Origin of the sequence: Natronomonas marina (assembly GCF_024298905.1) — an archaeon.
Lineage (GTDB): Archaea > Halobacteriota > Halobacteria > Halobacteriales > Haloarculaceae > Natronomonas > Natronomonas marina.
Genome location: NZ_CP101154.1, coordinates 1,694,088 through 1,714,641 on the forward strand (window position 1 = coordinate 1,694,088; position 20,554 = coordinate 1,714,641).

Genomic DNA, 20,554 nt, shown 5'->3' on the forward strand with positions numbered 1-20,554 from the left:
GGCGGTCAGCCCCCGTCGGGGTCGACGTCGGGCTTGCCCGCGACCGGGTTGTACTGCCCGTTTATGTCCCACTCGTGGATGCAGTGTCTGTTGCCGACCTGTCGTTCGCCGTCCTCGGTTGCGATGACCCAGTTTTCGGTCTCCTCGTCCCAGATGTCGGTCCGGCCGCAGCGCTGGCAGGTCCTCCGCTCCGGCGGAACGATTTCGGCGCCCATACTCGCACGGACGGCGGCCAGCGTAATCAACCGCACGGCGTCGAACCGCATCCGTCTTTACGCCCGACTCCGAACCGTCGGTATGCGCCGGCGAGCGTTGCTTGCCTCGATCCCCTCGACCGTCGCGGCCGCCAGCGCGGGCTGTACCATCGGCGGTGAACCACCCGACGGGACGGGGCTGTCGATCTCCTCGCCGGCCTTCGAGGCGTCGATACCCGTCCGGTTCACCTGCGACGGTGCCGGCGAGTCCCCGCCGCTGACAGTCTCGGGGGTGCCGCCCGAGACCGAGTCGCTGGCCGTCGTCGGCGAGTGGCTCCGGAGCTACGACCCGGGAACCATCTGGACGCTGTGGAACCTCCCGCCGGAGGACCCCCTGCGGGTGCCCGCCGACCGACCGAACGAGCATCGCTTGGAGTCCCCCGCCGGCGCTCGCCAGGGGCAGAACGGCGAGGGAACCGTCGGCTATCGCTCGCCCTGTCACGAGACGCCGGGCGAAAACGAGTACCGTTTTACCGTGTTCGCCCTGGAGTCGGCCCCCGACCTCGAACCGGGCGCCGACCGGGACGCCTTCGACGACGCCGTCGAACCGCTGATCGCCGCCAGTAACGCATTCACTGCGACGTACGATCGGTTCTGACGACCGAACCGGGGTCCCGGCCGCCGTGGCCGGGACGACACGGTTATTCCTCGGGTGGCCGAACCTCGGGTATGACGCTCGACGTGGACCCGCCGGACCCGCCCGAACTGGAGGAGATCGACCCGAACAACTACGAGGACGCGGAGGTGGTCGGCGACACCGACTACAAGCGCGAGGAGATCGAGGCGCTGCTGGCGGAGGGCGCCTGGGAGCAGGCCTTCTACGAGTGGGCCGAGAGCACGGACCTCGACGAGGAAGCGTTCGCCATCGTGACCGACCTGGGGATGCTCCAGCGGTTCGACTTCTTCTGGGACGCCTTCGCCGACCGGGTCGGCTACCACGCCCCCGGCCTGCCGGAAGACTGGAAGGAACGGGCGGTCCACCCCGATCTGGACTCCTGGGAGACGGTTTCGGGCATCAACGCCGCCCTCGCGGAACTGGGCGATACGGTCAGTCGGACGCTCAAGGCGGACTACATCGACTGGGAGACCGACTACGAGGCGCCGGACGACCTGCCCGACTTCGAGTGACCGGGGACCACCCCTGACGCCCTCCTCCGGCGACCACTCTTAACACCCTGCCCCGGGTAGACCACTGTATGCGCGTGCTGGTCCCGTACGACGGCTCCGACCTCTCGGAGAAGGCGGTCGAACACGCGATCGAACGCTACGACGACGCCGAAATCGTCCTGCTGTACGTGCTGGACTTCGTGGGCGCGGGCTACGACGCGCCACCGGAGGCGTCGCTGCCGGGCTACTGGGCCGACTGGTACGAGGACGCCGAATCGTCCGGCCGGGAGATGCTCGAGGCCGTCCGGCAGCGGTACGACGCGAACGTCGAGACCGAGACGGTCCTCGGTCGTCCCGCGCGGGCCATCGTCGAGTACGCCGAGGACAACGACGTCGACGCGGTCGTGATGGGGAGCCACGGCCGGGAGGGCGTCAGCCGTGTGCTTCTCGGTAGCGTCGCCGAGACGGTCGTCCGCCGGTCGCCGATCCCCGTGACCGTCGTCCGGTAGCATTCGCGCCCGGGAGGGGCCGTCTCAGGACTCTTCGAGCCGGTCGGCGACCTCCCGGAGCTGTTCGCGGCGCTCCTCGATGGCCTCGTCCCGGAGCGCCGCCTCCGCCTCCGTCGGACACTCCAGGTCGGGTACTTTGGCGGGCCGGCCGGACTCGTCGAGGGCGACGAAGGTGAAAAACGACGACGTCGCAAGTCGCTGTTCGCCTTCCCTGGGATCCTCGGCGTGGACCTCGACCTTGACGTCGATGCTGGTCCGCCCGGTCGAGAAAACGTACGCCTCGATGACCGCGACCTCCCCGAGGTCGATGGGACTGACGAAGTCGACGTTGTCCATCGAGGCGGTCACGGTCTGTCGGCCGGCGAACCGCATGCTCGCGATGGCCGCACAGATGTCCATCCAGTGCAACACCTCCCCGCCGAGAGCCCGACCGAGCGTGTTGGTGTCGTTCGGGAGCAGCATCTCGGTCATCTCCGTCCGCGAGTCGGCTAGCGTCGACATGGTCGAACGGACACGACAGCGGCGGAAGGACGCTTCGATCCCGGCCTCGAGGGGTCGTGATCCACGCGGTGTCGGCCCCGATCGGAGCGAGCCAGCGGGTTTAACTTTTGCAGGCTAAGTCCCCGTCCTCAAGGAGCGACCACCGGGAGCGAGTAGGGCGGGGATACAGCCGTGCGCTCCTTTAGTTCCCGAATGTTCAAGTGATAGGTAACCCAATAAGTCAGTAGTGGTTAAGGAGACGTTCAAGTACGCTGCAACGCCGGAAGACGCCGAGACAGCCACGGCTGCATGGGGCGATATTCAGACGTGTCGGGAAGTGTACAACCACGCTCTCACACAAGAATACCGGCCACGCCCGGACTCCAATAAACCGTCGTACACGGAGATGCAGAACAAACTCACTGGCCCAACCGGGTGGAAAGAACAGTGGCCGGAGTGGAAGGATGTGTATTCCAAGTGCCTGCAAATGGCTATCCGGCGCATCAAGCAAAGTGAAACAGTGCTTGAGTCTCTGCAAGACCAAGGGTACGACGTTGGGCGGATGAAGTGGAAGCCCCCGCGAGAGTTCCGCAGCATCGTGTACAACCAATCCGGTTTCGACGTGGATCATAACACGGACCGGACGGATCACGCGATTGTGAACTTCTCGAAAATCGGTGACTTCCACCTCACCTACCACCGCCCACTCCCCGACGACGGAGACATCACACAAGTCATCCTGAAAAAAGAGAAAACCGGTGATTGGACTGTCAGCATCGTCGTCGAGTACGAACCCGGCTACCCGGAGAAACCGGCTGTCGAGGATATTGACCCGGCAGATACAGTCGGGATTGATCTCGGCATCACGAAGTTCATTCACGACTCAGACGGTCGGTCGTTCGAATCACTTGATGAGCAGCGTGACCGCGACCGTATTGACCGCCGACACCGTGCTCTCTCCCGGAAAGACCGCGGGTCGAACAACTGGGAGCAAGCCCGGCAGCAACTCGCTCAGGCATACGACCGGGTGCAGAACCGTCGTGAAGATTACCGGGAGAAGCTCGCCCACGAATACACGACTCGGTACGACGCAGTGTTCCTCGAAGATCTGGACGTGAAAGCGATGACAGAAGATGATGGGAACAGTCGGACCATCGCAGCGATGTCGTGGCGGCAAACGATTCAGGCATTCAAACGCCACGGGAAGAAAAACGGGTGTCACGTGATCGAAGTGCCACCGGAAGGCACGACGAAACGCTGCTCACAGTGTGGCTGTGAGACGGAGAAACCTCTCTGGGTGCGTGAACACTCGTGCCCCTCGTGTGGGTTCGAAGCTGACAGGGACTACAATGCAGCCTTAGAAATCAAGCGTCTGGGGGTGGAGAAAATTGGAGTTGAAACAACTATGCAGACAGTAGGTCAGGGCATGGCCGAATCAACAACGCCTGCGGAGACTGCGCTCCCTGGGGAGACTGAGGCGACAGCCGATGAGGTGTCTCCAAAGCGCGTCGTTGAAACAGGAAGCCCCTGCCTCAAGGAGCCGCCGAAGGCGGCGAGTAGGCAGGGGTAGTTCACTTGTTCGGACGAAAGAGATACCAACAGAGTGACGCGTGGAGCGATGGAGACGGGCGTCGACATCGTCGACGACCACCTCGGCGGCGGCATCCCGAAGGGGTCGCTCGTGGCGGTCGTGGCCCCGCCACAGACACAGAGCGAGCTCCTGCTGTATCGTATCACCGCCCAGCGACCGACGCTGTACCTGTCGACGCTGCGGGACGAGGCGAGCGTGAAACGGGCCTTCGACCGTTCCAGCATCGACATCGGGAACCCGATGGTCGCCTACGCCGGCCCCGGAATCGGCTTCGACGAGATCGGCGACGTCGTCGGGCGGGCGGGGACGGGAATGAACCTCATCGTCGACACCGCCGACACCCTCGAACGGCGCGACCCCGACGACTACCAGTCGTTTCTCAACAAACTCCACACCTACGTCCGACGGACCGGAAGTATCGCGCTGCTGCACTGTCAGGACCCCGGCCCGGAAAGCGGGCGCGGGATCACCCTCGGGATGGCCGACATCGTCTTCGAACTGCAACGGACGGTCACCAGCAGCGACATCGAGACCTCGAGTTCGACACCTATCTCAGGAAGCCGGTAACGGGAGCCGAGATAGTCTCGGTCGTCGAGGAGCTGACCAAGGCGGGCGAGTGCCCCGAGCCGTCGGGTGACTCCTCGTGGCCGTCGGGTGGCGGACGGCCGGGCTGATCGCGGGCGGTTGGCGTGTCGACACCGGTGGCGTCGCTCGGTCCCCCCGGACCCTTCCCCTCGTCGCGTCCCGATACACGTAAACGCCTCGACCGACAGGTCCCGACAATGAGCGACAACGTCGAGGAGGGCTCCGTGCGGGTCGTCGGCACGGCGCACGTCTCCGAGGCGAGCGTCCGGGAGGTCGAGTCGGTCGTCGAGGAGGAATCACCGGACGTCGTCGCGGTCGAACTCGACGAGGGACGCTACCGGCAGCTGAAAGGCGAGACGCCCGACGACCTCGACGCGAGCGACCTCCTCCGGGGTAACACGGTCTTTCAGTTCCTCGCGTACTGGATGCTGTCGTACGTCCAGGCCCGGCTCGGCGACCGCTTCGACATCGAGCCGGGCGCCGACATGAAGGCGGCCATCGAGGCCGCCGAGGCGCAGGGAACCGACGTCGCGCTCGTCGACCGGGACATTCAGGTCACGATACAGCGGTTCTGGGCACGGCTCTCCTTTTTGGAGAAGCTGAAACTCGTCGGGAGCCTGGCCGTCAGCCTCGGCGACCCCCGCGAGGTGGGCATGGGTGTCGGGCTGGGTATCGCCCTGATGGTCACCGTCGCCGGGAGCGCCTTCGGGGGGCCCTTCCTCGTGCCGACGGCTCTCGGTCCCGGTATCCTCGTTACGGTTCTGGATGCGGTCCTGGTCTGGCTCACGCTCGGCCTCCTCGTCGGGACGCTCCTCGTCGTCGCGCTCGTTCGAATCACGCCGGAAGAGGAAGCCGTCGACGAGTTCGACATCGAGCGGATGACCGACACCGACGTCGTCGGCGCGATGATGGAGGAGTTCCGCCGCTTCTCGCCCGGCGGCGCGGAGGCGCTCATCGACGAACGGGACGCCTACATCGCCCACCAGCTCGTCTCGCTCCGCGACCAGGGCCACCGCGTCGTCGCCGTCGTCGGTGCCGGTCACCGGGAGGGCATCGAGAAGTACCTCGAGACGCCTGCGAGTCTGCCGCCGATGTCGGAGCTGACCGGCCGGGCATCGAGCCGTCGGTTCTCGGTGTACAAACTGTTCGGCTACCTGTTCACGCTCGGCTTCCTGGTCTTCTTCGTCCTTCTGGCGATCGCGACGTACACCGGCGTCGAAGGCACCTCGAGCCGGCTGCTGTTCGAGCTGTTCGCCGCGTGGTTCCTCGTCAACGGCATCATCGCGTTCGCCCTGGCGAAGCTGGCGGGCGCCCACTGGCAGTCGGCCGGCGTCGGGGGCGGCGTCGCCTGGCTGACGAGCGTCAACCCGCTGCTCGCGCCTGGGTGGTTCGCCGGCTACGTCGAGTTGCGGTACCTCGACGTCAACGTCGGCGACATCTCGACGTTGAACGAAATCGTTTCCGACGAGGAGGCTCCGCTCCGGGAGCTTTGGCGCGACCTCACGGAGGTCCCACTGTTCAGACTGATCATGATAGTCGCACTGACGAACGTCGGTAGCTTCATCGGTAGTGTCGTCTTCGCAGCCGTCCTGCTCCCGTACCTGTTTGCGGGATCCGGTATCGAGGGCGCGAGCGGGATCGTCCGGCTGATGCTGGCCGGGGCGGAGAACAGCGTCGACCTCATCGTGGAGGCGGTGACGTGAGCGCGATTCGCCTCGGTGGCATCCGGTTTTACCCCGACGAGCTCCGAGACCTGGCGGTCGCGTGGGTCGCTCTGGGGATCGCGTTCACCCTCTTCATCTTCGATCCCCCGATCTCCCCGGAGTTGGGACCGACACTCACCTCACCGGAGTTCGTCCAGGTGCTGCTCATCAGCATGCTGACGGTCGGCGTCGGCTTCCTGCTGCACGAACTCGCCCACAAGGTCGTGGCCGTCCGGTTCGGTCAGATGGCCGCGTTCAGGGCCGAGTACGGGATGCTCGCGCTGGCCATCGGCGCTGCGCTGGCAGGCTTTCTCTTCGCCGCGCCCGGCGCGGTCTACCACCGGGGCCGGATCACCGAACGACAGAACGGGCTGGTCGCTATCGCGGGCCCGCTGACGAACGTCGCTCTCGTCGTCGTCTTCCTCCCCTTCCTCCTCTTCGATGGTTTCCTCGGGGGTGTCGGGGAGTTCGGCGTCGTGATCAACGCCTTCCTGGCCGCGTTCAATATGATTCCGTTTGGCCCGCTCGACGGACGCAAGGTCAGGGACTGGGACCTTCGGATCTTCGCCGTCGCCTTCGTCGGGACAGTCGCGCTCGGGGTGCTGGCGCTGTACGTCATCGGCTTCCCGAGCGTCTGATCGGACGGAAGCTACGACTCCGTCGAGGCGGAAGTAACCGACGCGCTTTTGCTCCGGTCGGACGGCCGTTCGTGTATGACCGACGACAGCGACGAGGAGGGACTCACCTACGCCGAGACGGGGGTCGACATCGAGGCCAGCGAGGCGGCGACGGCCGCACTCATCGGCGCCGTCGGGGAGTTCGAGGGCGACTACGCGGGGCTGGTCGACATCGGCGACCGGTACCTCGCGCTGGCGACCGACGGCGTGGGGACGAAACTCCTGGTCGCGGAGGCGCTCGACGACTACTCGACCATCGGCATCGACTGCATCGCAATGAACGCAAACGATCTCATCGCAGCGGGCGTCACGCCGGTCGCCTTCGTCGACTACCTCGCCGTCGAGGCGCCCGACGACCGCACCGCAGAGCAGGTCGGCGACGGGCTCTCGGCCGGCGCGGAGCGGGCCGAAATCGCACTGGTCGGCGGCGAGACGGCCGTGATGCCGGACGTGATTCGGGGGCTGGACCTCGCGGGCGCCTGTGCGGGGCTGGCGACGGACGCCGAACTGTTCGACGGCACCGCACACGAGGGGGACGCCCTCGTCGGCCTGCCGTCGTCGGGCATCCACTCCAACGGGCTGACGCTGGCGCGGGAGGCGGCGACGCGGAACCACGAGTACACCGACCCCTTCCCGTACGACGACGACCGGACCGTCGGCGAGGTCCTGCTGGAGCCGACGCGCATCTACCGGGAGGTGCTGGGACCGCTACACGACGCAGAGACGCACGCCGCCGCCCACGTCACGGGCGGCGGGTGGACGAACCTCTCGCGGATGGGGGAGTTCCGCTACGTCGTCGAGGAGCCGTTCGACGCACAGCCGGTCTTCGAGTTCGTCCAGGAGGGGGGCGACGTCACCGACGAGGAGATGCACCGCACGTTCAACATGGGCACCGGCTTCGTCGCCGCCCTGCCGGAGGACGACGCCGAGACCGTTGCCGACACCCTCGAGGACGCCCGCGTCATCGGTCGCGTCGAGTCGGGCGATTCCGTCGCCGTCCGCGGCCTGGAACTGTAGGGGCGAGCAGGCGGGACGTGGGCGCTGGAGCCGCCCGGTCCGGCGGCCGGTCCTGTCCCGCACTGCCGCCCTGGGGACCGGCCGCTGCTGTTCGACGGACGGGTCCTCTGGCCGCGGCTTCCCACTTCAACGCTCGGGGAGAAGGCTTTTGTATAACTCCAGGTTATTGGAGGGCATGGGAATGGACCTTCCGACGCCAGCGGACCTACACGAGCGGCGGACGGACCTCGAGCTGACCCAAAGCGAGCTGGCGGAACGGGCCGACGTCTCCCAGCCGCTCATCGCCCGCATCGAGGGCGGGGACGTGGACCCGAGGCTCTCGACGCTGCGGCGCATCGTCAACGCCTTAGACCAGGCCGAGAGCGCCGTCATGCACGCCGAGGACATCATGCACGAGGGCGTCGTTTCTGTCGCGCCGGACGACAGCGTCCGGAAGGCAATCGACGTGATGGTCAAGGAGAGCTACTCGCAGTTGCCCGTCGTCCGGGACGGCCGGCCGCAGGGTATCATCTCGAACTCGGACATCCGCCAGCTCGATTCGGAGAACGCCGGCGAGCTACCGGTGGCCGACGCGATGCGGGAGGCGATAACGACCGTCGAGCCGGACGCGACGCTCGACGAACTGAACGCTCACCTCAACCACCAGGACGCGGTGATGGTGGTCGACGACGGCCGGTTGGTCGGCATCATCACCGAGGCCGACATCGCGGCCCACATGTCCTAGGCGTCGTCTTCGGATTCGGTCTCGACGGTCTCGATGATCTTCAGGGGAACGTCCCGGAGGGCGCCGCCGACCTCGCTCTTTGCGATGCGGGCGGCGTGCTGGGTGCTGTCTGCGTTGAACACCTCCATCTCCAGAAGGAGGCCGACCAGCGCGGTGTCGGCGGCGATGAAGGCCGAATCGAATGCCTCCCCGCAGGCCGGACACGGGGTCGCGCCCACCTCGACTTCGACGTAGTCCATCTCGGCGTCGTTGAGGCGCTTGCCCGCCTCGCTGACGGCGACGCCGATGGCGTCGTCTATCTCCTCGACGTCACGAACGAGCCACGCGGCCTCCATCGCGACGAGGTAGTTGCTCATGTCTCACCCCAACGACGGGGGACGGATAGCACTATTGTTTTCGGCCGTCGACCGCCGGGGGCCGCCCGCGCACGTCACCACTGTTATCCTCGTAACTTATGACGATTGAGCCGACCACATAGCGTTGCTATCCGCCCGAGGGAAAGGATGCTGAAACTCGGCCGACACGTTTCCCTCCCCACCGATAACCGCCGTACTGCGGCGGTGTGAATCCACACCATTTATTATACGAGTATTCGAAACGACGGGAAAAGTTATATACTACCACCCGCTTCGCCAGCCTACGATGGCATCCAGCCCGTACCGGGTCGCAGTGTTCGTCCTGTACCAGCTCAGCATCGTCCTCGGCATCGCGCTGCTCCCGGTCGCCCTGGCGGCCGAACAGCTAGGATTCCGGCTCCCGCTCGGCCGGCTCGTCGACCGACTCGGCACCGCCTACGAACGGGCAGCCCCGGCCTGACCGGAAGGATTTATCAGCGGTGGGTCTCTACCTGGGAGCAATGCGACAGCCAGATTCCTCCCTGCCGCGCACCGGACAGGACCACACGCTCTCGCCGTACGAACCCGAACTCGGCGAGGTACCGTCCAACGACCTCTCGGCGGAGGACCTCGAGGACGTGAACAAGACCGGGACGACCACCATCGGCATCTCGACGGCCGAGGGCGTCGTCATCGCAACGGACATGCGTGCCTCGCTGGGCGGCCGGTTCGTCTCGAACAAGAACGTCCAGAAGGTCGAGCAGATCCACCCGACGGCCGCGCTGACGCTGGTCGGCTCCGTCGGCGGCGCCCAATCGTTCATCCGGTCGCTCGAGGCCGAGATCAACCTCTACGAGGCCCGCCGCGGCGAGGACATCTCCATCGAGGCGCTGGCGACGCTTGCGGGCAACTTCGCCCGCGGCGGTCCGTTCTTCGCCATCAACCCCATCCTCGGCGGCGTCGACGAGGACGGCCACCACGTCTACTCCATCGACCCAGCCGGCGGCGTCATGGCCGACGACTACACCGTCACCGGGTCCGGCCTGACCGTCGCCTACGGCACCCTCGAACGCGAGTACGAGGAGGACATGAGCAACGAGGAGGCAAAGCGAGTCGCCGCCTCCGGCATCAAGGCCGCCGTCGAGCGTGACACCGGTTCCGGTAACGGCGTCTACCTCGCCGAAATCACCGGCGAGGGCGTCGACATCCGCGGTCACAAGGACTTCGAGGAACTGCTGTAGTCGGACGGGGCCTCGTCGAGGCCGAACCGGGGATGCCAGTGGTTTTATAGGTCTCCAACTGCCGTGTGATACCATGTCACGACGGTGGGGGAGTGCCTCGGTTCGAACAGTGCTGATAGTGATTCTCGTCGTTGGGGGGTGCTGTGCCGCTGCGGGTCTCGCTACCGCGGCGACGACCGACCACGATCCGGGATGGTCGGTCGAAGAACAATCCCAGGATGGGTCCGCCGATAACGGGTCGACGATAAGCGCACAGACCACGTCCGGGAACGTCCAGGTGGTGGTGACCGCGTCGCCGCTGGCCGGAACGTATCCGAGCGACGGGACCATCGAGGCGGCGGTCGGCGTTCTCAACGCCTCGGCGGAGCCCCAGCGCCCGCTCCCCGGCGAGGACGTGACGGTGACGATAACGTCGCCGGACGGCGATACCACGACAGTCTCCGGGACGACCGACGGCAACGGCAGTTTCCTCGCCTCATACGACCTCCAGAACCGCCCCGACGGTTTCTACGAGATAACCGTCACGCACGGTTCGAGCGACACGTCGTCGTCGATAGAGGTGCCGGTCGGGCCGAGCGTCATCGGAACGACGGGCGGGGAGTCGGTGTACCTGGACGAGGAGACGACCCGGTCGTTCCTCGTCCGGAACGGCACGGAAGCCGTCTCCGGTATGCCGGTCACCATGACGGTCAGACGCGGCACGACCGTCGTCGAGACCAAGACTGCGGAATCCGGCCCGAACGGCTTCGTGAAAATCAGCTTCGTCCCCGAGCAGCCGGCGAGCTATCAGATCATGGCGAAAGCCGAGAACGCGACGGTGGCCTCGCCCGGATTCGGTGGGTTCCTCGGGGCGACGGACCTGACCGCGAAGTCACTGCCGTTCAGCGGTGACGGGGTTCGACGGGGCGAGAACGCATCCTACAGCGGTCGCCTGATGTCGTCGAGCGGTCCCGTCCCGAACACGAACCTCGACATCGAGTTTACCGACTTCGATGGCAACAGTATCGTGACGACGGAGGCCGAGACCGACGAGAACGGGTTCTTCGTTGCCGACTACAGGATTCCGAACGACACGGACGTCCAGAGCACGAACGTGGACATCACGACCGACGGCGGTGCGGAAGTCGCCTCGAGCACTGGCAACGTCTTCGTCAGCGATCAACCCTCCGGGACCACCCAGGACGTCGTGATCTCGACTTCCGGCGACCAGTTCCAGTTCCGTGCCGCGCCGGGCGAGACGGTCACGAGGACGTTCACCGCGACGGACAACGGGTCCGCGATCACCAACCAAGAGATCGAGGTCGTCGTCAGGTACACGAGCGGCGCGCCGGTCTTCAACGGGACCGTCGTCACCAACGACACCGGACAGGCCGAGGTCGCCTTCGAGGTTCCCGACGACGCCATCGACGGGACCCGCCTGAGCATCCTGAGTGCGATGGAGTACCAGGGCCAGACCTACCGGGGCGGCAGTTCGGTCTCGGTGCGGGCGCTGAACATACAGGACGCCGCGACGTTCCAGCCCGGCGAGGCGTCCATCGAGGTGACGGACGCGACGACCGGCGACCCCGTCGCCGGCGTGCCGCTGTACTTCGACGCCCAGTACAGCCAGGTCGATTCGGGCTCCTTCGAGACGGGCGGCCTGGAGACCGACTCGACCGGAACGGCTCAGACCTCGTATCCGGTCCCCGACGACGTCGGGTTCTACCACAACAAGAACATCGTCCACCGCTACGAGGAGGCCCGATTCCCCACGTCACTCCTGGCACCGTACCCGGGTGAGCTGTCGGTGTCGACGACCACCGCGGCACCGGGCGAGACGGTCGAGATTTCACTCGAAAACACCGGCGGCGCCAGCGCCGAAGGAATCGTCTTCGGCGAGGTGGACCGACCGGAGATTCCGTACGCGACGACCATCAGCACTGACGCGAACGCCACGATCACCGTCCCGGAGAACGCCTCCGACGGCGCCAGAATCAACGTCAACGTGTGGGCGGTCGACGCCGACGGGAACCGCTACTCCGACTACGGCTTCGGCGCCATCACGGTCGAGAACGACACGGCGGACACCGGCGAGGCGGCCTACGCCAACGCCTCGGGCGTCATCGACAACGACGGCCTCCGGACGGCCGTCGACGACTGGCGGACCGGCGAGATAGACTCGGGGCTGTTGCGCGACGTCGTCGACGCCTGGCGGACCGGCGAGCAGGTCGCGTAGGCGCTCGGCCGATCCGGACGTTTTAATCGGGGTTCCGCCCAACCCGCTTTCGATGGAGTTCGCCGAGTTCGCCGCCCTGGCCGACGAGATCGAAGCCGAGGACGCCGACCTCGAGGTGATCGGACTGGTCGCGGCGCTTTTCGAAACCGCGGGCGAGGACCTCGGGACGGTCACACGGGTCGTACAGGGCCGCGTCTTCCCGGCCCACGACGCGACGAAACTCGACGTCGGTCCGTCGCTGTGTCACGAGGCGCTGGCGAAGGCCGCGGGGCCGAACGTCTCGGCGGCGGACGTCGAGGAGCGGCTGGCGTCGGTCGGCGAGATCGGTGCCGTCGCGGAGTCGCTGGAACTGGGCGGCCAGCGTGGCCTTGCCGCTTTCGGCGACGGCGATGAGGCCACGCTGACAGTCGCTGAGCTAGACGGACAGCTCCGCGAGATTGCGGCCGCGGAGGGCGACGGCAGCACCGACACCAAACTGGACGTCCTCTTCGGGCTGTTCAACCGGGCCGACCCGCTCGAAGCGCGCTTTCTCGCCCGCCTCGTCCTCGGGGAGATGCGCGTCGGTGTCGGCGAGGGGACAGTCCGGGACGCCATCGCCGAGGCCTTCGATGTCCCCGTCGAGACGGTCGCGCGGGCGATACAGGTCACGAACGACTGCGGACTGGTCGCGGAGACGGCCCGCGAGACCGGCGAGGCCGGACTCGCGGAACTCGGCCTGGAGGTTGGCCGGCCCGTCAAGGCCATGCTGGCACAGACGGGCACCGCCGTCGACGCCATCGAGGAGTGGGAGTCCGCGGCCGTCGAGACGAAGTTCGACGGCGCTCGCGTGCAGGTCCACTACGACGGCGGGGAGACACGGCTGTTCTCCCGGAACCTCGAGGACGTGACCGACCCGCTCCCGGAGGTCGTCGAGTTCGTCGAGCGGGAACTGTCGGTCCCCGCGATACTCGACGGGGAGGTCGTCGCCGTCGACGAGGGCGGCGACCCGCTCCCGTTTCAGGAAGTCCTCCGCCGGTTCCGGCGGAAACACGGCATCGAGACCGCCCGCGAGGACGTCGCCGTCGAGTTACACGCCTTCGACTGCCTGCACGCCGACGGCGAGGACCTCCTGGACGCGCCGCTGCTCGAACGACACGAACGGCTCGCGGACCTGCTCGATACGGGAATCTCCGAACTCGCGGTCACCGACGACCCCGACGACGTCGCGGAAATCGAGGAGACGGCGCTCTCGGCGGGCCACGAGGGCGTCATGCTCAAGAACCCCGAGTCGGCCTACACGCCCGGTAGCCGGGGAAAGAACTGGCTGAAGCGGAAGCCGGATGTCGAGACGCTCGATCTGGTCGTCACCGGCGCCGAGTGGGGCGAGGGCCGACGCGCGAACCTCTTCGGCACCTTCGAACTCTCGGCGCGGACGCCGGACGGCTACGCGACCATCGGCAACGTCGCCACCGGCATCACCGACGAACGGCTGGCAGAGCTTCACGAACTGCTGGGACCGCACGTCCGCTCGGAGTCGGGCACCGAGGTCGACGTTGAGCCAGCCGTCGTCTTCGAGGTCGGCTACGAGGAGATACAGCGGTCGCCGACCTACTCGTCGGGCTACGCGCTCCGGTTTCCCCGGTTCGTCGGCGTCCGTGCCGACCGCGACCCGGCGAACGCCGACACCCTCGAACGGATCGAGCGGCTGGCGGGCGACTAGAGCCGCTCCTCGAGGTCGTCGAGGCGTGCCTCGAGGCGCTGTAGTCTCTCCGCGACTGCGGCCAGGGACTCGGCGCTGGCCGCCTCCTCCTCGACCTCCCCGATGCGTCTCGCGAGTTCGTCGTGAATCTCGCCGGCCGTCCGTTTGTACTCCTCGAGTTCTTCGTGTTTCGGGTCCCCACCCGGTCCGATGCTCCCATCGCGCTCCCACCGCCGAACCTGACGTGCGATTTCCTCGTCGCTCGCCATATCACCGGATTGGACCGGTGTATTATAAAACGTCGGCTCCGGTTAACCGCGCTGAAAACCGCACCCTTGAATCGCCCGGCGACGTACGCGCAGCCATGATAGAGCACGAGGGACTAAAACTGGAGTGGCTCGGATACGCCACGGTCCGCCTGGCCGCGGCCGGAACGGTCGTCTACCTCGACCCGGGCAGGTACGGCGTCCTCGACGGGTACGAACCGGGCGACGGCGACGTGATCTGCGTCTCCCACGACCACCACTACGACTCCGAGGCCGTCCGGTCGGTCGCCGGCGAGGACGCCACCCTCGTCGCCTTCGAGGGACTCAACACCCACCGCATCGACCGCGACGTCGAGCGGCCCGTCGACCTCCCTTGCGAGGTCCGTCGCGTCGACGACGAGGCGGACGTCCTCGTCGACGACGCCATCGTGCGGACGACCGCGGCCTACAACGACCCCGACGGACCCCACGTCGGCCCGGGCGGGAAGCCGTACCACCCCGAGGGGTTCGGCTGTGGCTTCCACGTCACGCTCGACGGCACGTCCGTCTGCTGGCCGGGCGACACCGACGTGCTGGCGGGACAGGAGCGCCTCGCTGTCGACGTGTTCTGCCCGCCAATCGGCGGGACGTACACGATGGATCGGCACGCTGCCGCCGAGTTGGCCGAGGCGATGGCCCCCTCGGTCGTCGTTCCGGTCCACTACGACACCTTCGAGGCCATCGAGGCCGACGCCGAGGCGTTCGTCGAGGACTGCCGTTCCAGGGGCGTCAGCGCCGTCCTAGACGAGTAACACGACGGCCAGCGAGACGAGCGCGAGAACCGAGAGGAGAAAGAGCGCACGGAAGACGAGCCCGACCCGCGGGTCGCCGTCGACGAGGCTCCGGTCGGCCGACCTCGGCTCCAGAAGCCGGCGACGGACCGCCAGCAGCGAGTACCGGCTCTCGCGGCCGCCGTCGTCGGGTTCGACGTCGGTCGATCCGCAGCGACACGTCTCCGGTGGGTCCTCGTACGTCCGGTCGCACTCCCGGCAGCGCCAGCCCATACCGTTCGGCAGGCCCGGCAAAGAGAAAAGCATGGGGACGGCGGCCGGGGCCGTCTCGATGCGGAGGTGGCCGGTCGTCGTTCAGTCTAAGATGTCGATAATCCGACCGGGACCCGACCCGTCGTAGTACTCGTCAGGCGCTGCAACTCTGAAGGTGTGTTCCGACTCCACGTCGATGTAGTCGAAAAACGCCGTCGGTGCCGCATACCAGTAGTACCCGTCTTCTTCGTCGACTGGTTCGTTATCGTTGATTTCGTCGGGCGTGCTGAGATCGAGTGCAAACACGACCCACGTCCTGATGCCGTCCAATTCAGCGGCTATCTCCGAGATCGGGAGTTCGGCCAGCGAAGTCCCAGGACTGATGTCCTCGGTGTCCGCGTCGATGCGCGGTTCGATCCGTTCGTCGATCCATGCCTCGTCCGGCCAGAAATGGATAACGGATGTCGAGCCGGTTTCTTCACCTTCTCGTTTGTGGCCCATCCATAGTTGTTTTCCGCCAACGGCTGCGGCCACCGTATCGTCGTCCTTGCTGCCACTGGTGTTTTTCGTGTTCAGCGCCGAACACCCCGCGAGCGAGACCCCTCCGACGAGAGCGATACTGCCGAACCCTTGGAGATACCTCCGTCGGTCCATGAGAATCCATTACTACCTTGACCAAATAATATTTTCGTCTAAATTTAAACATAATACTTTCAAACAAGCAGGTATAGTACATTATCATGGTCTGGAAATCAATCAAAAGAATCTGGGGAGAGAATGAAAACGATCCAGACGACCCGGAGATTCAGCGACGTACTGTTCTTCGCACAGCTGCCGGAGCAAGCACAGCCGGCGTAGCGATCAGCTCCGTCAATGGATCTAGCACTTCGGAAAACCCTGAAATAGCTGACCCAGTCGCCCGGTACTATACGGAAAACTCTGAACACAGCCCGACAGAAGTACATCTTGCAAATGATGAAGAAAAAGCAATTCTCACCGAACAGTTCATGAGATACGGAGAGGACCTAATACAGCTTCTTTCCGAAAAAGGGATTTTTAAAACAGCAGTTGTCGATATGGAGTCTTTTCAAACGGGTGCTGTATTCTCGAAAATCGGCACGAAAGAAGCCGATACTGAGTCAGCATATGTCGGTTTAAGAGAGGTTGACGTCCGACTCCGTTCGGAATTATATTACAAGATACAAAAGTCCGCTGACGAGGGAGTGATTGACCAGCCTACTAAATTCATCATTAGCGTGATTCCTGCGACTGGCGACGCGTACGCTCACTCGACCCCGGAGATACAGAGAGGGACCAAGGCAGAGGTTCCTCAGCGCCTTATCGACCCGGGCCGTAATGTCGCTAGTCTCGCTGAGAAAGAGGGGACGGTGCTCAGCGAGAACGACGTAATCCTGTTCGGGCTCTGCTTTATCCGCTGTGAGCGGTACACTGCGTGTCCGCTTAATTGCGCTGAAATTCGAATCTGCTGTCAGGCCGAAAATTGTTCGAGCCAATATACGGGCTACTGTTGCGGTGGTCGGGAATGTCCGAGTGCATGCTGTATGGGCCCCCGAGACCCATGTCCGGACGGTAGCTGCCCTCAGTAGCCGCACCCAGGACCGGCTACAGCACGCCCATCTCGTCGAGCCGTTCGGGGAGGTAGGTGTCGGTCACGAAGTCCAGGCCACGCGAGGCCAGCGCCTGCTGTTCGGCCTTCTTCTCGATGTCGAGTTGCAACTCGATCTGCTCGGTCCAGAACTCGTCCTGGAAGCGCGGGTCCTCGAGTTCGCTCTCCAGGGCGTTGACGTCGGAGTCGCTGAGCGGGTCGGTCGGCAGGTCGTAGTCGACGATGTCCTGCGGCCGGATGCCGATGAACTCCGCCTCGGGGGTGGCGAGGTACTCCGAGAGGTGGGCGGACTTGATGGAGCCGTAGGCGACGGAGCCGTAGATGCGGTACGACCAGGGGTCGCCGTCGGTGAACACCACGACCGGCAGGCCGAGTTCGTCCCGGAGCCGTTTGGTGAGCCGTCGGGTCGCCCGCGCCGGCTGTCCCTTGAGATGGACGACGACGACGTTGTACTCCTCGTCGAAGCCGTTCTCGACGAGCCTGTCCCGCATGCCGCCGGTCTCGACGCACAGCACGAAGTCGGCGTCGTGGTCCAGGAACTCGATTGTGTCGGGGTTGTTCGGTATCTGGTAGCCGCCCTCGCCGACGTCCTTCTGGCAGTGGATCTCGCGTTCGCCGCGGCGGGTCTGCTCGCGGAGGTACAGCGGTCCCATCACCGTCGCGCCGGACTCCTCGGGCCGCATGTGGAAGTCCTCGCGGGTGACCTCGCTGACGATCTCGAGGTCCTCGATGAGCTGGTTGGACTCATCCTGATCGTTGAACTGGGCCCGTTCCTCGTCCCACGATTCGGAGAGGTAGTACAGTTCACGCAGCGTCGACGAGCGGCCCGCCTCGAGCTGTTCGGCGAGGAATTCGATGGTGTAGACGGCCTTCAGGAGCTTCTGGGCGCCGCGGACGCTGTTGGCCGACCGCGTCGAGTGGCTGTCGCCGTACACCCACACCTGCTCGTCCTCGTCGAAGACGATGTTGTTCTTCGTCCGGGTCGGTATCTCCATCCGCGGGACGCTGCCGTCGGCGAACTGGTCGTAGAACTGTGCCGCGAGGTCGATGAGCTTCTCTCGGGCCTCCTCGTCTTTGACGTCGGGGTTGGTGTCGGTACTCATGTCAGGCGTTGACGGTCAGTTTCTCGGCTTCGATGCCCTCGACGGAGACGTCGAACTCGGCGTCGCCGTCGATCTCGTAGGTCAGCGTCGCCGTCTCGCCCGGCGACACCTCCGGGGTCCACTTCAGGAACCACTCGCCGTCCATCTCGACGACCGTCGCGTCGTCGTGGTCGCCGGGGTCGGCCGTCACCATCTCGGTGACCTCCCCGGAGACGTTCGTGTCGTCGAAGTTGTGGACGCTGAGTTCGACCGTCGAGCCGTTCACCGTCCGCTCGACGAGGACGTTGTTCATGATGCGGGCCAGCGAGTCCTCGACGGCCAGCGGCTCCCGGCCGGTCACCTCCGAGAGTTTCTCGGCCATCTCGGGCAGGATGTCGGCGATGACGTTCTGCTTGCGGCGGCGCTTCTCCAGGGAGCGCCGCTTGTTCAGGTAGGACTTCAGTTCCCGGGCGGCCTCCCGGAGGGCGAGTTCTATCTCGTCTTCGATGTCGGGGATGTTGGCGACGGCGTCCTTCGACTCGCTGGTGAAGGGGACGTTCGTCGAGGCGACGTGGACCATCAGGACGGCGGGACCGTTCGGCATCCCGGAGCCGCCGGGCTGGTCGAGTCCGTAGTTGCGCCAGTTGATGTTCTTCACGACGTCGACGGTCGAACAGGCGCCGCGCTGGTAGACCAGCGGCACCCGGTTGGCGAAGCGCAGCACCTCCACCTGCCCGTCCTCGGGCAACTCGCCCCCGTAGGCGATGCCCGCCTCCACGACGAAGGGGTCGCCGCCGTGAACCTCGGCGTCCCGCGTGGCCGCGGCGTAGAAGTCCGCCTCGTACTCCTTGCGGAGGCCGGCGTCGACCAGTTCCTCGGAGATGGGTGCCAGACAGTCCGTCGGCGGCGAGAGGATGTCCGTCTCCCGCATCGCCTCCAGCAGGCGGGCGGCCGCATCACGGTCGTCCGCGACGGCGCTGACCTTCGGCACCTCGTCGGGAACCGTCCGGGCCCGCTCCCAGAAGGCGTCGGTGACGTTCTCGCGGGCCGTCTCGCCGAAGGTGGCGTCGTCGTACTCCTCGGTGGCGTCGGCGGCCCGGTCGACGAACTCCCGAAGTCGTTCCCGAGTCAGGCGGTTGCGGGAATCGTCCTGGCTCTCGAACTTCTCGGCCAGGCGGGTCGAAAGCCCCTCGACGACGGCGTCGTCCTTCCGCGTCGTCGTCGCCTCGTCGACGAGTTCGTAACAGTCGGCGGCCCGTTCGTCGGTCACCTCACCCCAGGCGGCGTCGACGGCCTTCTCGCGGACCGTCGTGCCGAACGTCTCGTCGTACTCCTCGGCGACCTCGCCGGCCACGTCGTCGACGATTTCGGCGACCGTCGCGTGTGCGACGCGGTCGTTGTCGGCGATGCGGTCCGTAATCCGCCGCGCGAAGTCGGCGGTCGCCTCCGAACTCTTGTTGGCGACGGCGCCGCGGACCGCCGGTTCGACGTCGGCCTCTTCGTGGGTCGCCGGCGGCCGCCAGGCCATCTCCCGGCCGAAGTGACGGTCCCGGAGGTTGTCACAGACGCCGTCGGCGGTCTTCGCGCCGACCCGGGTGAACTCGCCCTGGAGGAACCCCGAGATGGAGTACGAGTCCGTCGCCTCCAGCATCTTCAGAAGCGTCCCCAACTCGACGCCGTGGGGGTGGGGCCGTATCTCCTCGGTCTCCGGCGGGAGTTCGTCGGTCGCACGCTCGAACTTGAACGACTCTGCCGGTTCGTGGAACTCGATGCGGGCGTGGGGGTTGACGACTGCTGTATACTTGATGTAGTCGTGGAGTTGCTGGCGGGCCCGCATGTTGGCCTCCATCTCGAGTTCGATGCGGGTCCCGTGCGGGCGCTCCCAGGAGGCGGCCTCGTCGACGTCGATTTCGGGTTCGTTCGTGTCGGTGTCGATGGTCAACTCGAAGTAACGGGCGCCGCCGTTCTCGGTCTTGGACGTGATTTTCGCCGGCTTGCCGGAGGTGAGTTGCGAGTAGAGTACGGCCGCCGAGATGCCGATGCCCTGCTGGCCGCGGTTCTGCTCTCGCTTGTGGAACCGGGAGCCGTACAGCAGTTTCCCGAACACCTTCGGGACCTGTTCCTTCGTGATCCCGGGACCGTTGTCCTCGACGACCAGGCGGTAGTAGTCGCCCCGGTCCTCGACTTCGACGTAGACGTCCGGGAGGATGCCTGCCTCCTCGGTGGCGTCGAGGGCGTTGTCGACGGCCTCCTTGACGGCCGTGACGAGCGCCTTCGCGTCGCTGTCGAAGCCGAGCATCTGCTTGTTCTTCTCGAAGAACTCGGCGATGGAGATGGAGCGCTGGCCCTCGGCCAGTTCCTCGGCGGTGGCGCCGCCCCCACCGCCCTCACCGAGTTGCGACTGAAACGAGGTCATTCACCCGGAGGTAAACCCCCGGGGA

Annotated in this window: 23 protein-coding genes; 15 read left to right on the top strand and 8 right to left on the bottom strand. The window is 65.7% G+C overall.

The features are described from left to right. Positions 1–5: 5 nt before the first annotated feature. Positions 6–266: an HEWD family protein gene (locus NLF94_RS09180; protein ID WP_434085390.1), complete on the bottom strand. Its 261-nt coding sequence runs from the start codon at positions 264–266 to the stop codon at positions 6–8. Between the two features lie 31 nt (positions 267–297). On the opposite strand from NLF94_RS09180, the gene NLF94_RS09185 reads away from it, so the two are divergent. The 3 genes from NLF94_RS09185 (at position 298) to NLF94_RS09195 (ending at position 1,870) form a co-directional block, all read left to right on the top strand. Then, complete coding sequence (locus tag NLF94_RS09185; RefSeq protein ID WP_254841170.1) at positions 298–852, top strand: YbhB/YbcL family Raf kinase inhibitor-like protein; 555 nt, start codon at positions 298–300, stop codon at positions 850–852. 71 nt (positions 853–923) lie between these two features. Continuing rightward, positions 924–1,382: a DUF7992 family protein gene (locus NLF94_RS09190; protein WP_254841171.1), complete on the top strand. Its 459-nt coding sequence runs from the start codon at positions 924–926 to the stop codon at positions 1,380–1,382. A 68-nt stretch (positions 1,383–1,450) separates the two neighbouring features. Continuing rightward, complete coding sequence (locus tag NLF94_RS09195) at positions 1,451–1,870, top strand: universal stress protein (protein ID WP_254841172.1); 420 nt, start codon at positions 1,451–1,453, stop codon at positions 1,868–1,870. Positions 1,871–1,894: 24 nt separating this feature from the next. On the opposite strand, the gene NLF94_RS09200 is transcribed toward NLF94_RS09195, so the two are convergent. Beyond that, positions 1,895–2,371, bottom strand: a complete 477-nt coding sequence (locus NLF94_RS09200) for an acyl-CoA thioesterase (protein ID WP_254841173.1) — start codon at positions 2,369–2,371, stop codon at positions 1,895–1,897. 226 nt (positions 2,372–2,597) lie between these two features. On the opposite strand from NLF94_RS09200, the gene NLF94_RS09205 reads away from it, so the two are divergent. The 6 genes from NLF94_RS09205 to NLF94_RS09230 all read left to right on the top strand — a co-directional run bounded on the left by NLF94_RS09205 (position 2,598) and on the right by NLF94_RS09230 (position 8,647). Next, the gene (locus tag NLF94_RS09205; protein ID WP_254839721.1) at positions 2,598–3,920 is read left to right on the top strand and encodes an RNA-guided endonuclease InsQ/TnpB family protein; all 1,323 of its coding nucleotides are present in this window, start codon (positions 2,598–2,600) and stop codon (positions 3,918–3,920) included. 48 nt (positions 3,921–3,968) lie between these two features. Beyond that, complete coding sequence (locus NLF94_RS09210; RefSeq protein ID WP_254841174.1) at positions 3,969–4,508, top strand: RAD55 family ATPase; 540 nt, start codon at positions 3,969–3,971, stop codon at positions 4,506–4,508. A gap of 215 nt (positions 4,509–4,723) precedes the next feature. Continuing rightward, entirely contained in the window at positions 4,724–6,229 is a 1,506-nt protein-coding gene (locus tag NLF94_RS09215; protein ID WP_254841175.1) for a TraB/GumN family protein, read from the top strand. Continuing rightward, positions 6,226–6,867, top strand: a complete 642-nt coding sequence (locus NLF94_RS09220; RefSeq protein ID WP_254841176.1) for a zinc metalloprotease — start codon at positions 6,226–6,228, stop codon at positions 6,865–6,867. Before NLF94_RS09215 ends, NLF94_RS09220 begins: the two co-directional genes overlap by 4 nt. A gap of 75 nt (positions 6,868–6,942) precedes the next feature. Then, positions 6,943–7,923 carry a phosphoribosylformylglycinamidine cyclo-ligase gene (purM, locus tag NLF94_RS09225; protein WP_254841177.1) on the top strand — a complete coding sequence of 327 codons (981 nt, stop codon included), beginning with the start codon at positions 6,943–6,945 and terminating at the stop codon, positions 7,921–7,923. Positions 7,924–8,104: 181 nt separating this feature from the next. Then, entirely contained in the window at positions 8,105–8,647 is a 543-nt protein-coding gene (locus tag NLF94_RS09230) for a CBS domain-containing protein (RefSeq protein WP_254841412.1), read from the top strand. Here the strand turns inward: NLF94_RS09230 and NLF94_RS09235 are convergent. Then, positions 8,644–9,003: a DUF555 domain-containing protein gene (locus tag NLF94_RS09235; protein WP_254841178.1), complete on the bottom strand. Its 360-nt coding sequence runs from the start codon at positions 9,001–9,003 to the stop codon at positions 8,644–8,646. The genes NLF94_RS09230 and NLF94_RS09235 overlap by 4 nt on opposite strands. A gap of 286 nt (positions 9,004–9,289) precedes the next feature. On the opposite strand from NLF94_RS09235, the gene NLF94_RS09240 reads away from it, so the two are divergent. From NLF94_RS09240 to ligA, 4 genes are all read left to right on the top strand, one after another. Continuing rightward, on the top strand, positions 9,290–9,463 hold the full coding sequence (locus NLF94_RS09240; protein WP_254841179.1) for a hypothetical protein: 174 nt from the start codon (positions 9,290–9,292) through the stop codon (positions 9,461–9,463). Positions 9,464–9,503: 40 nt separating this feature from the next. Continuing rightward, on the top strand, positions 9,504–10,223 hold the full coding sequence (gene psmB, locus NLF94_RS09245; protein ID WP_254841180.1) for an archaeal proteasome endopeptidase complex subunit beta: 720 nt from the start codon (positions 9,504–9,506) through the stop codon (positions 10,221–10,223). A gap of 73 nt (positions 10,224–10,296) precedes the next feature. Continuing rightward, a complete protein-coding gene (locus NLF94_RS09250) occupies positions 10,297–12,438 on the top strand; it encodes an alpha-2-macroglobulin family protein (protein ID WP_254841181.1) in 2,142 nt (713 codons plus the stop codon). Between the two features lie 52 nt (positions 12,439–12,490). Further along, positions 12,491–14,137 carry an ATP-dependent DNA ligase LigA gene (gene ligA, locus NLF94_RS09255; RefSeq protein ID WP_254841182.1) on the top strand — a complete coding sequence of 549 codons (1,647 nt, stop codon included), beginning with the start codon at positions 12,491–12,493 and terminating at the stop codon, positions 14,135–14,137. Here the strand turns inward: ligA and NLF94_RS09260 are convergent. Further along, the gene (locus tag NLF94_RS09260) at positions 14,134–14,385 is read right to left on the bottom strand and encodes a hypothetical protein (protein ID WP_254841183.1); all 252 of its coding nucleotides are present in this window, start codon (positions 14,383–14,385) and stop codon (positions 14,134–14,136) included. The two genes, ligA and NLF94_RS09260, sit on opposite strands and share 4 nt — an antisense overlap. Positions 14,386–14,480: 95 nt before the next feature. Here NLF94_RS09260 and NLF94_RS09265 point away from each other — a divergent pair, with 95 nt between their 5' ends. After that, the gene (locus NLF94_RS09265; protein ID WP_254841184.1) at positions 14,481–15,173 is read left to right on the top strand and encodes an MBL fold metallo-hydrolase; all 693 of its coding nucleotides are present in this window, start codon (positions 14,481–14,483) and stop codon (positions 15,171–15,173) included. On the opposite strand, the gene NLF94_RS09270 is transcribed toward NLF94_RS09265, so the two are convergent. Further along, positions 15,162–15,425, bottom strand: coding sequence for a hypothetical protein (locus NLF94_RS09270; RefSeq protein ID WP_254841185.1), 264 nt, complete (start codon positions 15,423–15,425; stop codon positions 15,162–15,164). The genes NLF94_RS09265 and NLF94_RS09270 overlap by 12 nt on opposite strands. Before the next feature lie 81 nt (positions 15,426–15,506). After that, positions 15,507–16,058, bottom strand: coding sequence for a hypothetical protein (locus NLF94_RS09275; RefSeq protein WP_254841186.1), 552 nt, complete (start codon positions 16,056–16,058; stop codon positions 15,507–15,509). Between the two features lie 86 nt (positions 16,059–16,144). On the opposite strand from NLF94_RS09275, the gene NLF94_RS09280 reads away from it, so the two are divergent. Beyond that, positions 16,145–17,011, top strand: coding sequence for a hypothetical protein (locus NLF94_RS09280; RefSeq protein WP_254841187.1), 867 nt, complete (start codon positions 16,145–16,147; stop codon positions 17,009–17,011). Between the two features lie 16 nt (positions 17,012–17,027). Here NLF94_RS09280 and NLF94_RS09285 read toward each other — a convergent pair whose 3' ends face one another. Further along, positions 17,028–18,134, bottom strand: a complete 1,107-nt coding sequence (locus NLF94_RS09285) for a DNA topoisomerase IV subunit A (protein WP_254841188.1) — start codon at positions 18,132–18,134, stop codon at positions 17,028–17,030. Position 18,135: 1 nt separating this feature from the next. Beyond that, positions 18,136–20,529 (bottom strand): DNA topoisomerase VI subunit B, encoded by a 2,394-nt coding sequence (locus tag NLF94_RS09290; protein WP_254841189.1) that lies wholly within the window; start codon positions 20,527–20,529, stop codon positions 18,136–18,138. Positions 20,530–20,554: the final 25 nt, after the last annotated feature.